This is a genomic window from Dehalogenimonas sp. THU2 (assembly GCF_039749495.1).
Classification (GTDB): Bacteria; Chloroflexota; Dehalococcoidia; order Dehalococcoidales; family Dehalococcoidaceae; genus Dehalogenimonas.
This window is the reverse complement of record NZ_JBDLLU010000005.1, coordinates 18049-32370: the sequence shown is the minus strand read 5'-3', so window position 1 is coordinate 32370 and position 14322 is coordinate 18049. Positions and strand designations below refer to the sequence as shown.

Genomic DNA, 14322 nt, shown 5'->3' with positions numbered 1-14322 from the left:
TTATTATCTGAATCGAGACTACAATTTTCCGAGAAGTTGCTCCGCCAGATCACCGGCCACCGGTAACTTGTAATACTCCCCTTGATACGCTTTTACCATCAGCACTATCCAAAGAATAAATGACAACACACCCAAAAAACTGCTCATGATCCAACCGGTGAAGGGGATGAATCCCAGCATCGTGCCGGCGACGGATAAAACCCCGAAAACCACTATCGACTGGACGGCGTGGAATCGGACGAAGCGGTTTTTAGGTTCCAGGATCAGAAAGATGATTCCCGTGACCCAGGCGCCAAGATAGCATAGCAGTCCGGCGACGTTTTCCTGCAGACCCGTTGAGGTTTTCTCCACCGAGGTGACTCCTTTTGGATGTTAATCGAAATAAGAGTATAGCAGCCCAGTAGTCGTGTCAATAACTCAAAGGGATAAAGCTGTAATGACTATTTGGCTAAGTCATGTTTCAATTGGATGTATTGCAGGAGTTCGGCCCGGGACACCAGTCCTCGGAACTTCCCTTTTTCCATTACCGGCAGCTGATTGTATCCGGCACTCTGCAGTAGTTCCAAAACAACGGTGAGATCATCTTCAGGTGAAACCGATTGCACTTCGGTGGCCGGGGTCATGATCCGGTTGACCTGTTCATGCGGCCATGATTCTTTGGGAACTTTCTTGATGTCGGTCAACGTCACCAAGCCGGTCATCCGTCCGTCTGTGATCAAGGGCAAAGCACGCTGGTTATGGCTCAGCATGGTGGACATGGCCTGCTCCACGGTGATGTCATCCGTTGCCGAAAGGATAGATGAGTTCGTGATCTCCTTCACCTTGGCGCCTTTCAGCGCTTCCGTCAACACCGACTGCTGGTAACTGGCCGAAGCGGCCGAAGCAAGGAACCAACCGATAAGAGCCAGCCACAAACCCCCTATACCGACGATGAAAGCCAGAGCGATACCGCCGAAGATGAAAATATAGGCGATCACCTGGCCGGAGCCGGCCGCTATCCGGGTAGCCTTGGGTTCATCTTTCAGAACCTTCCAAAGGATCGACCTGAAAACCCGGCCGCCATCCAGCGGGAATCCCGGCAGAAGATTGAAAACACCGAGAATGAGGTTGATCTGAGCCAGGTAAACGACCACGGCGTTAAGCGCAGTTGCCTCTCTACCAGTTGCGAAGAATACGGTAAAAAATATGGCGGACAAGGCGAAACTGACCATCGGCCCGGTGACAGCCATGCGGAACTCCGCGCCAGGCGTCTCCGCCTCCTTGGTAATATTGGATGCCCCGCCGAAAATAAACAGGGTGATGTTCTTCACCGGAATACCATTGCGCCTGGCGACGACCGAATGGCCCAGTTCATGCGCCAGTACCGAGATAAACAGGCTCAGTGAGGATACGGCGCCCAGAAGCCAGTAGGTTAAGTTGTCACGACCGGGCAGAACGTTTTCCAGCGGAAAATATCCGGCCGCCAGGGACCACGTTAGAAAAGCAAAAATAAACAACCATGAAACATGGATGCCGATCTCGATGCCAAGAATGCGTCCCAAGCGGAATGATGACCGCATATCAGACTCCTTTGGCTATTTTGCTATTCGATTGACTCGATGATGTAACGTACGACACAGGACGGCGCAATTACGTCGACGGTGTCTCCGACGGCGCGTCCCGATACGGCTTTGCCAATCGGGGAGACCGGCGAGATCCGCCCGCTTTTGGGACTAACTTCACGCGGTATCACCAGCGTATATGTCGACGTTGACCCGGTGGCCACATCCTTGATGGTGATTTTTCGTCCAAGTTCTGCTTTTGTGCCTCCGGCACGGGTTTCATCGTCATTGACGATGGCATGCTTGAGCAGCAATGCCAATTCCTCGACCTTCCCGTCCAATTTAGCCTTTTCCTCGCGGGCAGCATGGTAGGGGGCATTCTCCTTCAGGTCTTTGTCCGCCGCAGCCCGCTTAATATCTTCAACTACGTGAAAACGCTTTTCTTTTAAAGCCGCCAGTTCGTTATCCATCTCGGCCTTTTTTGCGGTGGTCAAGACCAGTTGTTCAACCTTTGCCGGCTTTCGGGCGGCACTCACCGATCTCAACGGGGATTTTTTAAGCTTGACATGTGCCCCCAGGCTTGCTTCGATCCAACCGTTCTTCACTGAATAACTGAGCATCTCCTTGACGGCTTTCAATTTAGCAGCAGCTTCTTCTCCCGCCGGTTGCGCGGCCGCGTAATCCGCCAATTTGGGCGCGGACAGATTATTCAAGGTATGATTGCCGCCGTACCAGCGCACAAAATTCATCACCGCTGGCGTCATAACCTGGCGCTTGGCAGCAGACAAGGACGCCAGGTAAGCCACGGCAGCTTCCGTGAGCGTTAGGGGTTTGTTTGTGTTTTCGGGAGACATTAATTCCTTCTTTCTATTATTCAGCGCAATCAGCTTAACGGATATGTCGTCGCATTAATCTGGACGACGATTAAGGTACCCCTGTATCAATACCTTATTTCCAGTATATAACTTCAAATGCCCCATCGGCAAAACAGTAATGCAGAGACGGTACTCATTTTCCTCCGGTCCCGGTATTTCCAACCCCCTGATTTCTCTGCCGGTTAACCAGTTCTACCAGTTCATCGAGGAATACAAGCCCTCGTTCTTCGTAACCGGTTACCAGGGCAACATCCTTGCCCGTTTCATTAAATTCCTGCACCAGAACCAGCAGGTCGGTGTCGGGGCCAACTTCAATGGCACCCGCTATCGGCTGCGCCAGGTCGCTGATTATCTTAAGTTCAAGGTCATCACCCTTCCCGGGTAAAAATACCGCACCGGAAATCGTCCCTTCCGCTTCTACCCAGAAACAGCGCCGGCCGGGATGCTCTTGCCTCAATTGAGCGACGGTTGTGTTCTCCGCGACCACCGGGCACTCCTTGTTCACCACCTCCGACACCTTCTTCCCCTTAAGCCATATTTGCAGTTCGAATTGCTTGAGGCTGGTTCGGGCAGCACTTTCCAAATACCAGCCAAGCACCGCCAGCCAGACACCGGCCAACCAGTCGCGATAATAAACGATAAAATACAGGCCGGCGCCGATGATAAGAAAGCCGGTTATCCGGCCGGCAAAAACGGCCACCCTGGTCGCCCCTTCGTAGTCGCGCCGGAAATGCCACCACAAGCCACGGAATACCCGGCCTCCGTCCAGCGGAAAACCCGGCAGCAGATTAAAAACAGCCACGATCAGATTGATCTGGGCCAGCCACAATGCCATCGCCGCCACGGTGTTCTCAATGCCCAGGTAGAAGGAATAGATCATCCAAAAGGCGGCAGCCAGGCCCAGCGAGGACATCGGCCCGGCCAGGGCCATTTTCATCTCCGCGCCGGCTGAGGCCGGCTCCCGGGTCATCTGGGCCGCTCCGCCGAACAAGAACAGGGTGATGCTGCTTACCGGTATGCCGTTGGCTCGGCCAACCAGGCTGTGTGATGTTTCATGGAACAGGACTGAAAAGAAGAACAGGAGCGAAGTCACCGCTCCCATGATCCAGTAAGTTGAGGTGTTCTCCCGGGGAACGGCGACCGGGAATACCTGCTGGGCTAAAAATACGGTGATAAGGAGAAAAATGAAAAACCAGGAGTAATGGACGCGGAATCGAATACCGAAAATATGGCCCAGGTTGAAACCGCTATCCAATATGGCTTACATCCGTGCCTGCGGATTTTAACACCGGGCGGTCTTGATCCCCAGGTATTTTTCCGCCATCTCCATGGCGCAAAATTCACCGCACATGGCGCAGGCGCTGCCGGCTGAACGAAGAGCGCCGTGCCGCCGTCGGCTGAGTTCGGGATCGATCGAAAGCTCGGCCTGAGCTTCCCAATCCAGCCGTTTCCGGGCTTCGGCCATCTTCCGGTCCCAATCGGCGGCGCCTTTGACGCCTTTGGCGATATCGGCGGCATGGCCGGCGATCCGGGAAGCGATGACGCCGTTTTTCACGTCCTCGACATCCGGGAGTGAGAGATGTTCGGCGGGCGTCACGTAGCACAGGAAGTCAGCCCCGTGGACAGCCGCCAGGGCTCCCCCGATAGCGGCAGTGATATGGTCATAGCCCGCGGCGACATCGGTCACCAGCGGCCCCAGCACGTAAAACGGCGCGTCGTTGCAAATCGATTTCTGCAACTCCATATTGGTCCGGATGCGGTTGAGCGGCACATGACCCGGTCCTTCAACCATCACCTGGACGCCCGCCCGCCGCGCCCGGTCCACCAGTTCGCCGAGGGTGAGCAGCTCTTCGACCTGTGCCCGGTCGGTGGCGTCGGCCAGACAGCCGGGCCGCAAGCCGTCGCCCAGGCTCAGTGTAACGTCGTATTCGGCGCAGATACCGAGCAACCGGTCATACTGCTCATACAGCGGGTTTTCCTGATCATGGTAGGCCATCCAGCCGGCCAGCAGCGCCCCGCCTCGGGAAACGATATCCGTCACCCGTCCCTGTTCTTTCAAGCGGGCTATGGTGCTCCGGGTGACGCCGCAATGCACGGTGAGAAAATCGACGCCTTCGCGGGCATGCCGTTCGATGACATCGAACAGGTCTTCTGCGGTCAGTTCGATGATAGAACCCCTGGTTACCCGCGCCACCACCCCGGCCTCATATATCGGCACCGTCCCCAGGGCGGCGGTGCATTTTGCCAGTATGGCCCGCCTGATAGCCGGCAGATCACCACCTGTTGACAGGTCCATCACCGCATCGGCGCCGGCGTCCTGCGCCGCCGCCAATTTGCTGAGTTCCAGCGCGATATCGACACAATCGGATGATGTGCCGATGTTGGCGTTGACCTTGGTCCGCAGCCCTTTACCTATACCGCATGGGTTCAGGTGAAGGTGGCTGATATTGGCCGGAATTACGATCGTCCCGTCGGCAAGACCGGCGCGAATGGTTTCAACCGGCAGGTGTTCCGCCGCGGCTACCGCCATCATCTGGGGGGTGATTATGCCCTCGCGGGCTCGTTGCATTTGAGTCGTCATAAAAAAACCAGGGCATTATTCCAGACCCTGGCAGGCACCTCCGCTTTTCCTACGCTCGCATTACCGAGTTCAGGTGCCAGGGTTGTCCCGGATTCCGGGGACTCTCAGCGGGTGCGCACCCCTAGCGGTCTGGTACCTAAGCATAACACAACCCGCCGTAGCGGAACAAAATGCTATAATCGTCGCATGTTCGAAAATTTACCATTACTGCGCCGGGGCGCCACCGGCCTCGGACTGTCTTTGGACGAAAGTCGATACGACCTTTTCGAAACATACTACCGGGAATTGATTGACTGGAATGCGCGCTTCAACCTCACCGCCGTCACCGATTACGATGGGGTACAGGTGACCCACTTCCTGGATTCGTTGTCACTCGCCGTCGCCGGCATCGGGTTCGACAACCACCGGGTCATCGATGTCGGCAGCGGCGCCGGTTTTCCCGGCCTGCCGCTCAAGATCGCTTTCCCGGGTATCGAATTGACTCTTCTCGAAGCTATCGGGAAAAAGGCGGTGTTTTTGAGTCATATGGCCGGTATATTGGGGCTGGACGGTGTCTCCGTGGTCAATTTGCGAGCTGAAGAAGCGGCACGGCAGCCGGAACACCGGGAAAGCTACGATATCGCCGTTTCCCGCGCCGTCGCCTCATTGGATACTTTATGTGAACTTACTTTACCGTTCTGCCGTGTCGGCGGCTGGTTCATCGCCATGAAAAAGGGCTCGATAGAAGATGAAGTCGAATCAGCCCGTAAAGGTATCGCCCTGCTCGGCGGATGTCTTCGGGACGTGCGGGCCATCGAGATCGACGGGTTGTCAGATGATCGCCGGCTGATCGTGATCGAGAAAATCTCCCCTACTCCTGAAAGTTATCCGCGGCGCAACGGATTACCTTCTAAAAGACCATTGCGCTAACGGTTTGCCCATCGAGTAACCGGATAGTAGAATGATACCGGTATCAAACATTTTTCCGGAGGCAGTGACTTGGCCAATTTGATCACCGATGATCTGGGCACCCTTCTCGACATCCTGCCCTTGGAGATCCGGCGTCCGCTCAACGAGCAGCCCGATCTGAGCCAATTGCTTGAGGTTATCATGGACCTGGGACGGGTGCCGGAAGCCCGTTTTCCGCAGCGTGAGATCGTATTACGCCCTGAAGAGGTCACCGAAGCCGATCTTGATTATGTGATCACCCGTATCAGCGTATTCGGCGGTGACAACCGGGCCGGCATCGAACGCACCCTTCACCGCATCTCCGCTATCCGCAACCGCAAAGGCAAGATCATCGGCCTCACCCTGCGCATAGGGCGGGCGGTGCTGGGCACGATTAAGATCATCGAGGATTTGATCCAGACTGGAAGCAGCGTGTTACTCCTGGGAAGACCCGGCGTTGGTAAGACCACCATGCTGCGTGAGGTGGCCCGGGTGCTGGCGGATGACCTGAAAAAACGGGTGGTCATCGTCGATACTTCAAACGAGATCGCCGGCGATGGCGACATTCCCCACCCCGCCATCGGCCGCGCCCGCCGCATGCAGGTGGCGATGCCCGATGCTCAGCACGCGGTGATGATCGAAGCCGTGGAAAACCATATGCCGGAAGTGATCGTCATCGACGAGATCGGCACAGAACTGGAGGCCCAGGCCGCGCGTACCATCGCCGAGCGCGGCGTGCAACTGGTCGGCACCGCTCACGGCAATACATTGGATAACCTGATGCAGAACCCGACTCTTTCCGACCTTATAGGCGGCATCCAGGCCGTCACCCTGGGCGACGAAGAGGCGCGGCGCCGCGGCACTCAGAAAACCGTCCTGGAACGCAAGGCGCCCCCGACCTTCGATATCATCGTAGAGATTCAGGAACGGGACCGGGTAGCCGTCCATACAAACGCCGCTGAGGCCGTGGACGCCATTCTCCGCGGCCATCCGCCGGAGACCGAGGTCCGCTCCGTGGATGAGGCCGGTGAGGTCAAAATCACCCGTGTCGAGGCGGAAGAATCCCGAGGAGAAGGCCGCTTAAAAAAGACACACATTCCCGCCGCCCCTGCACCCGTCGAGACACCGCGCCTGTATCTCTTCGGCATCAATCGGACCCGCCTCGAAGAGATCGCCGAAGAGATGCATATCAAGCTGAACATCACCGAGCGGCTGACCGATGCCGGCATGCTGGTGACTTCCGGTAACTACTTTCGACGCCGGCCGCAGCGTATCCGGGATGCCGAAGCCCGGGAACTTCCGGTCTATGTCCTTAAAAGCCACACCCCCGCCCAATTCCGCCAGTTCCTCGGCATGCTGAGCCGCCACGAACCGGAGCAGACCGGAAATTCCGGGGGGCTCAACTGGGCGCTTACTGAAGCCGAGGAAGCCGTCAGCAGGGTGAGGAGCGGCGCTGAGGGGCGGGTGGAACTCAGTCCCCAGGGCGCCTATATCCGCCGCCTGCAACACCTGGTGGCCGAACGCAATCAATTACGGTCCGACAGCCTGGGCGCAGAACCGCGCCGCCGGGTCAATATCTTCAAGGAGTGACGATGTCTTTATTCATCACCTTCGAGGGATGTGAGGGGTTCGGTAAGAGCACCCAGGCCGGTCTCCTTCATGAGCGGCTGAAGGCGGCCGGATATGAGGTGGTACGTACCCAGGAGCCGGGAGGCACCCCGCTGGGCACGGAAATATCCCGTATATTAAAATGGAGCGATCAGGACGCCATCTGTCCCCTGGCTGAACTCATGCTCTTCAATGCTTCCCGGGCGGAACTGGTCAGCCGGATCGTCAAGCCGGCGCTCGCCGCCGGAAAGATCATTGTTTGCGACCGTTACGTCGATTCCACCATCGTTTACCAGGGTCTCGGGCGCGGCTTATCTCTATCCACCGTGAGGGCCATCAACAGCATCGCCTCCCAGGGACTGATGCCTGACTTGACCTTGCTTTTGGACATGCCGGTGGAAAAAGGGCAGGCGCGCAAACATATGCAGACCGCCGACCGCATCGAGCGGGAAGGCCTGGGCTTTCACCGGAAAGTGCATGACGGTTATCTGGCGCTGGCCGGTGAAGAGCCGTCGCGCTGGCTGGTAGTGGACGCGTCGCAGACGAAAGACAGGATCGCGGACATCATCTGGGAGAAGGTCAAGTCCCTGCTCGATGCCCGCTACAGTGCTCCAAACCGGTAACGCCGCTAGGCCGCCCCGGCATATCGGGACAGATCGGTCATGCGATATTCCAGTCATGCTGGTATAATACCGGATTGATGTCTGCGACAAACCGTTTCCCTCATTTTCGTGAAGAATCCGAATTTATCCGGCAGGGGCTGGAACTTGTGGCGGGTGTGGATGAAGCCGGACGCGGCGCGCTCGCCGGGCCGGTCGTGGCCGGAGCCGTCATCCTGGGCAGGCAGCGGAAAAGCGGTTGGCTCAAGGATATCCGCGATAGCAAACTCTTGCCTCTCGAGGCCCGGGAGGAGTTATATAAGGCAATAACCATGGACGCGCTCAGCTACGGCGCCGGCGTGGTCTCCCATGCTTATATCGATAAAAACGGCATCGTACCCGCCACCAGGCTGGCCATGAGACTGGCCGTCGCCGAACTGACGCCGGGACCGCAGGCGCTGATAATCGACTTCCTGCGTCTCCCGGAAATACCGTTACCTCAGAAAGGCATCATCGACGGCGATGCCCTCTGCGTCTCCATCGCCTGCGCCTCGATCATCGCCAAGGTCACCCGCGACCGGTTGATGCGCCGGTTGGGCGAACGATTCAGTGACTATCACCTGGCCGGGCATAAAGGCTACGGCACCGCCGAACACCTCGAACGTCTGAACGTACACGGTCCCTGCTGCATCCACCGCCGCACCTTCGCGCCGGTCTTCAATCTGAGAACCCTCCTTTGAGCCGGATATCGACCGGACGGTGCGGCGAACTGATCGCCCGGAAATATCTCGAAGACGCCGGATTCTCCATCATTGCGACCAACTGGCGGTGCAAAGTTGCCGAGATCGATATCATCGCGCAAAAATATAACGAACTGGTTTTCATCGAAGTACGGGCCAAATCATCCGCTGATTACGGCTCTCCGGCCGAATCGGTCACCCGGCGCAAGCGCCATAAGCTTATCCGAGCCGCGGAGCAATACCTTTGCGCTAACCCCAAATCGCCGGCAGACTGGCGCATAGATTTTATCGGCGTCGAGTTCCATGCCACCGGACATCACCTGGACCACATCCCCTACGCCATCACCCGCGACGATTGAATGATTTTGCGGCCTCGAACATCCGGGTCACGACTTCGGATGAGATGCACGCGGGGGCGGGTTCGACCTGATATATTATCAGGAACCCATTTTGGACTAGCGCGCCCGTTTCCGGTTTAACCTTGTCTGACGGGTGACTCCATCGATTTTTCGGAATATATATTTCCAAAACCCGCCAATATCCCATTGACAACCTACGAGTGACGATATGGTATCATACGTTCTCCCGGTCAGACACCAGTCTACCCTATGCCTGTTCGCCTCGCTCCGCAGCAGTTCCGGGCAAGGCTGAAAGTGAAAAAATGGATTCGTTTCCTTCGTTTTCGCAAGGCATACGAAGCAGGCAGCCTGGTTCCCCGCTGAAGCGTTGACCGTTGTCTGGTTAGCATCCTGGCTCTTTTAAAACTGAATTAGGGATATTGAATTTCAAACAACCCCGAAAAAATACCACCCGGCGGCCGTTGGCAGCTTTGACCGGGGGATTTGTTTTATTTGATTCAGCTTGAAACAACAAAACAATCCCACGTTTGGACCGCCTGATGTCAATCGTGAAAAATAGGGATTGTTTCTAAAAAAATGCATTGCGAAAAAAACAATAAAACAATTCCCTCTTCATATCCTGCCGCAGACGGCACGGCGTGACGAAATCCCTCATAATCTCTCCTTCGACTTCGCTCAAGGACAGGCCTTTAGGAAAGGGAGAGACACGAATGGGTGCCGGACGGCTGCTATAGGGTGACAACGGGTGAGCGTAGGATGCCAAGGAGTTGGGACAGCGGGGGTACCCGTACCGGCGTCCCTTTACGATTACGCGGCTCTTATGCTACAATCAGGCGCTTTTAAATTATCTTGAATGAACGCCCAATCGGGGATTATTTGACTCACCTCCAAGGTCAAACACTGCGGATCATTGACGCCAACCTGGACCGCACGGCTGAGGGCTTGCGCGTTCTAGAGGACGTGTCCCGTTTTTATCTTGACTCTTCCCTCATCTCCAAACGCCTTAAATCCTTGCGACATCGCCTGTTGGAAAACTGTCATTTTTCGACTGCCGAATTACTTTCAGCCCGGGACAGCGCCGGCGATGTCGGCCGGGAGTCTGAAGCCGTTAAAAGATCGGCCGGCGACATCGGCGAAACCGTGACGGCCAACGCCCGCCGCGTGGAGCAGTCCCTGAGGGTACTGGAAGAAATGGCTCGGTTGCCGGAGATAACCATCGACGGAGCCGTGTTCGAGACTATCCGCTACGCAGTATACGATATCGAAAAAGAACTGACTGTCCTCCTCTCCCGGCAGGCTAAGACCAGCCGTCTTTCCGGCCGATACACGACCGCCGGTAACATGGATGACGTCACGGCGGCTCTTGCTGAAGGCAGCCAATCGGTTCAACTCGATCCCGGCTCTTTGAAGCGCTGCGATCTCTGGGGTCTGGCAACCGAAACCAGGAAACGATGTAATAATGCCGGCGCGCTATTCATTATCGGAGAATTTGCCGATATCGCCGTTGCCGTCAAAGCCGACGGCGTAGCCATCGACGGGGGATCTTTGCCTCCTCCGGTCGTGCGCGGCCTGCTGGCGATCGACCAACTCATCGGCTATGCCGCAATGAATGTCGAGGAGGCGGTCAGCGCCGAGAGCGGAGGTGCCGATTATGTGCTGTGCTCCGACACGCTCAAAGACGAATTGACCGGCAAAATCGGCATCCCCATCGTCGTACCAGCCAGGAATGGTGTCAGATGACGGAAAGCTTCAACGAAAGGCTCGACTCGATTGCCACCGGCATCCGCCTCTCTTTTACCGAGAAGGATGCCGCCCGCGAGAAAGCTTTACCCCTTTCACGTGAAGCTATCCGCTATTGTTCCCTTTCCATCCGCGCCATCCACCGCAGGCAGTTCGCCGAAGCTGAAACCTCTCTTGAAAAAGCCAAGTCGTTGATCGATGAGGCCGGGGCCAGCATCGACGCCTGCGACGAACTGTCCAACACCAGCTTCTTCCGCGATGCCCAGAAAGAATACGCCGAAGGCCGCATCACCCTGGCCATCATCACCGGGCAGCCGATACCAACCCCCGAAGACCTGAAAGTTGACTCCGCCGCCTACCTGAACGGCATGGGGGAGGTCATCGGCGAACTGCGGCGTTACATCCTGGACGGCCTGCGCCAGGGGGATCTCTCACGGGCTGAAGAACTCCTCGGCGATATGGACGCCATTTATGAGATACTGGTCACCATGGATTTTCCCGATGCCATTACCGGCAATTTACGCCGCACGACCGACATGGTGCGCGGTATTTTGGAAAAGACCCGCAGCGACTTGACGCTGACGCTGCAACAGAAGCGCCTGGAAGGTCAACTGGGCGCGCTTAACGACCGGCTTAAATAGAGAGCAAATTAATAGAAGGAGGGATTACAACTAGTGGATCCAATTATTCTTGCCCTCGGGAGCGCAGTCCTGGGACTGGTGCTGGCCGGGTTCCTGGCAAAGTTCGTTTTGAGCCAGGACGAAGGTAACGCCAAAGTCCGGGAGATCGCCGCTGCCATCAAAGAGGGAGCCCTGGCATTCCTGGGACGCGAGTACCGGATACTCGCAATCTTCGTCGCCGTGGTCACCCTGGTCCTCATCGTCGTGCCCGATCTGGGCTGGAAAGTGGCGCTGGCCTTCGTCTTCGGCGCCATCAGTTCCGGGCTGGCAGGCTACATCGGCATGGCCATCGCCATCCGCGCCAACTCCCGCACCGCCGCCGCCGCCGCCGTGAGCCTTAATCACGGCCTGAAGGTTTCCTTCCGCGCCGGTTCGGTCATGGGTATGACCGTGGTAGGCATCGGCCTGCTCGGCCTATCCATCCTGTACTTCGCCTTCAACACCGATCCCAGCTTCCTGGCCATCATTCCCGGCTACGGTTTCGGTGCCTCATCCGTCGCCATCTTCGCCCGCGTCGGCGGTGGTATCTACACCAAGGGTGCGGACACCGGCGCCGACATCGTCGGCAAGGTGGAACAGAGCATCCCCGAAGATGATGCGCGCAACGCCGCGGTCATCGCCGATTTCGTCGGCGACAACGTCGGCGACACCGCCGGCATGGGTGCCGACCTCTTCGAATCCTATGTCGATTCCATCATCGCCACCATGACACTGGGTACTATCGCCGTCTTCTCCACCCATCTCGACTCCTCCCTGGTGCCTGACCTGCAGACTGCCTGGTGGCTGCCGATGATGGTCGCCGCCGGCGGCATCATCGCCTCCATCATCGGTATTTTCTCCGTCCGCGTGGGTGAGAAGCTGCAAATGACGGCGCTCCTGAACGCGCTACGCCGCGGCACCTATATCGCCGCTATCCTCTCGGTGGTCTTCTCGTTCGCCGCCGTCAGCTTCCTGGGCGCCGACCTTGGCTTGTTTGTAGCCATCGCCGCCGGTCTCGCTGCCGGTCTGGCCATCGGCGAGAGCACCAACTACTTCACATCTTATGTCTACAAGCCGACTCTCAAGGTTGCCCAGGCTTCCCAGACCGGCGCCGCCACCAACATCATTTCCGGCTTCGGTAACGGACTTATGAGTGTGGCTCCCCCGGTCATCTTCATCGTTATCGCCATCATCGTCGCCTACAACTTCGGCGATGTTTACGGCGTAGCCCTGGCCGGCGTCGGCATGCTGGCCACCCTGGGCATCCAGGACGCCACCGACGCTTACGGCCCGGTGGCCGATAACGCCGGCGGCATCGTAGAAATGTCCGGCATGCCCCACGAGATCCGCGAACGCACCGACGCCCTCGATTCCCTGGGCAACACCACTGCCGCCATCGGCAAAGGCTTCGCCATCGGCTCAGCCGGCCTGACCTCCCTGGCGCTGCTCCTGTCCTACACCATCGCCGTCGGCATCACCCCGTCGCAGATCAGTCTGCTGGATCCGAAGGTCCTGGTCGGCCTGTTCCTGGGCGGTCTGCTGCCCGCGGTCTTCTCCGCCATGACCATGGACGCGGTCGGCAAGACCGGCGCTTCCATCGTTAACGAAGTGCGCCGTCAGTTCAAAGAGATTCCCGGTCTGATGGAAGGCACCGGCAAAGCAGAATACGCTAAGTGCGTAGATATCTGCACCCGCGAATCCCTCAAGCAGATGGTACTCCCCGGCGTCATGACTGTCCTGATGCCGATCGTCGTCGCTTTCCTCTTCGGGAAAATTGCCCTGGGAGGCTTCCTGGTCGGCGCCACTGTCACCGGCTTCATCCTGGCTGTCGCCTTCAGCAATGCGGGCGGCTCCTGGGACAACGCCAAGAAATGGGTTGAGACCGGCGCCTTCGGCGGTAAAGGTTCCCTGGCCCACAAGGCCACCGTCGTCGGCGACACCGTAGGCGATCCCATGAAGGACACCTCCGGCCCGTCGCTCAACATCATGATCAAGCTGGTATCTATCATTTCGCTGGTACTGGCTCCGGTCATCGTCAACATGACAGGTATCTTCTAACACTCCCTCCTGGGAGGGTTAACCAAAAAAGGGTTACCCCGGCGCTCGGTTCCGATAGTAGTATCGGGGCCGTGCCCGGGGTAAACTTTTATGGCGTCATCGAGGGCCATCAGCCGGGTGTTGAGGTTATCGATGAGTGTGGCATAGTCACCTCCGGGCAGGTCGGTCCGACCGATGCTTTCCTCGAATAAGCTGTCGCCTGTAAACACGACGTCCGCTCCGTAAAGGGCGATGCCGCCGGGGGAGTGCCCCGGCACGTGAAGCACGGTGAAATCGATCTTCCCGATGGTAAATTTTTCCCAGCCCTTGAGGAGCATGTCGGGCGGCGGCGCCTTCTCGGTAACGATGCCCGCCAAACGGGCCAGCAGGCCGTCGTTCAGACTCCCGGCATCAGCTTCATGGATCGCCAGTTTCGCACCGGTCGCCTTTTTGACCGCTCCGGTCGCCGCTACATGATCGAAATGGCTGTGAGTGAGGATGATATACTTGATCTTCAAGCCGAGTTGCAGGACGCGCTTGAGAATGGTCGCGGCGTCGGCACCGGGATCGATAACCAGCCCCTCCCTGCTCCCCTCGTCAGCGACAATATAACAGTTGGCCTGTATCGGGCCGACAATCAGACGTTCGATGATCAT

14 protein-coding genes and 1 riboswitch are annotated in these 14322 nt (G+C 57.5%); of the genes, 8 read left to right on the top strand and 6 right to left on the bottom strand.

All coding sequences use genetic code 11. The annotated features are described in order from the left end of the window. Positions 1-18: 18 nt before the first annotated feature. The 5 genes from ABFB09_RS03740 to thiC all read right to left on the bottom strand — a co-directional run bounded on the left by ABFB09_RS03740 (position 19) and on the right by thiC (position 4997). Positions 19-351, bottom strand: a complete 333-nt coding sequence (locus tag ABFB09_RS03740; RefSeq protein WP_346999995.1) for a DUF4870 domain-containing protein — start codon at positions 349-351, stop codon at positions 19-21. Between the two features lie 89 nt (positions 352-440). Continuing rightward, a complete protein-coding gene (locus ABFB09_RS03735; protein ID WP_346999993.1) occupies positions 441-1559 on the bottom strand; it encodes a site-2 protease family protein in 1119 nt (372 codons plus the stop codon). Positions 1560-1582: 23 nt separating this feature from the next. After that, complete coding sequence (locus ABFB09_RS03730; RefSeq protein ID WP_346999991.1) at positions 1583-2395, bottom strand: GreA/GreB family elongation factor; 813 nt, start codon at positions 2393-2395, stop codon at positions 1583-1585. 154 nt (positions 2396-2549) lie between these two features. Beyond that, positions 2550-3671, bottom strand: coding sequence for a site-2 protease family protein (locus tag ABFB09_RS03725; RefSeq protein WP_346999989.1), 1122 nt, complete (start codon positions 3669-3671; stop codon positions 2550-2552). A 27-nt stretch (positions 3672-3698) separates the two neighbouring features. Beyond that, a complete protein-coding gene (gene thiC / locus ABFB09_RS03720) occupies positions 3699-4997 on the bottom strand; it encodes a phosphomethylpyrimidine synthase ThiC (protein ID WP_346999988.1) in 1299 nt (432 codons plus the stop codon). A gap of 28 nt (positions 4998-5025) precedes the next feature. Further along, a riboswitch (TPP riboswitch) is annotated at positions 5026-5130 on the bottom strand. 53 nt (positions 5131-5183) lie between these two features. Between thiC and rsmG the strand changes: the two genes are divergently transcribed. The 8 genes from rsmG (at position 5184) to ABFB09_RS03680 (ending at position 13687) form a co-directional block, all read left to right on the top strand. Then, positions 5184-5906, top strand: a complete 723-nt coding sequence (gene rsmG, locus ABFB09_RS03715; protein ID WP_346999987.1) for a 16S rRNA (guanine(527)-N(7))-methyltransferase RsmG — start codon at positions 5184-5186, stop codon at positions 5904-5906. 69 nt (positions 5907-5975) lie between these two features. Beyond that, a complete protein-coding gene (locus tag ABFB09_RS03710) occupies positions 5976-7514 on the top strand; it encodes a R3H domain-containing nucleic acid-binding protein (RefSeq protein ID WP_346999986.1) in 1539 nt (512 codons plus the stop codon). A 2-nt stretch (positions 7515-7516) separates the two neighbouring features. Beyond that, the gene (tmk, locus tag ABFB09_RS03705) at positions 7517-8155 is read left to right on the top strand and encodes a dTMP kinase (protein WP_346999984.1); all 639 of its coding nucleotides are present in this window, start codon (positions 7517-7519) and stop codon (positions 8153-8155) included. A 77-nt stretch (positions 8156-8232) separates the two neighbouring features. Then, the gene (locus ABFB09_RS03700) at positions 8233-8871 is read left to right on the top strand and encodes a ribonuclease HII (RefSeq protein WP_346999983.1); all 639 of its coding nucleotides are present in this window, start codon (positions 8233-8235) and stop codon (positions 8869-8871) included. Beyond that, positions 8868-9230 carry a YraN family protein gene (locus ABFB09_RS03695; protein WP_346999979.1) on the top strand — a complete coding sequence of 121 codons (363 nt, stop codon included), beginning with the start codon at positions 8868-8870 and terminating at the stop codon, positions 9228-9230. Before ABFB09_RS03700 ends, ABFB09_RS03695 begins: the two co-directional genes overlap by 4 nt. An 849-nt stretch (positions 9231-10079) precedes the next feature. Beyond that, positions 10080-10970, top strand: a complete 891-nt coding sequence (locus ABFB09_RS03690) for a thiamine phosphate synthase (protein ID WP_346999978.1) — start codon at positions 10080-10082, stop codon at positions 10968-10970. Then, positions 10967-11611 carry a haloacid dehalogenase gene (locus ABFB09_RS03685; protein WP_346999976.1) on the top strand — a complete coding sequence of 215 codons (645 nt, stop codon included), beginning with the start codon at positions 10967-10969 and terminating at the stop codon, positions 11609-11611. Before ABFB09_RS03690 ends, ABFB09_RS03685 begins: the two co-directional genes overlap by 4 nt. Positions 11612-11644: 33 nt before the next feature. Continuing rightward, positions 11645-13687 carry a sodium-translocating pyrophosphatase gene (locus ABFB09_RS03680; RefSeq protein WP_346999974.1) on the top strand — a complete coding sequence of 681 codons (2043 nt, stop codon included), beginning with the start codon at positions 11645-11647 and terminating at the stop codon, positions 13685-13687. On the opposite strand, the gene ABFB09_RS03675 is transcribed toward ABFB09_RS03680, so the two are convergent. Further along, entirely contained in the window at positions 13684-14322 is a 639-nt protein-coding gene (locus ABFB09_RS03675; RefSeq protein WP_346999972.1) for an MBL fold metallo-hydrolase, read from the bottom strand. The two genes, ABFB09_RS03680 and ABFB09_RS03675, sit on opposite strands and share 4 nt — an antisense overlap.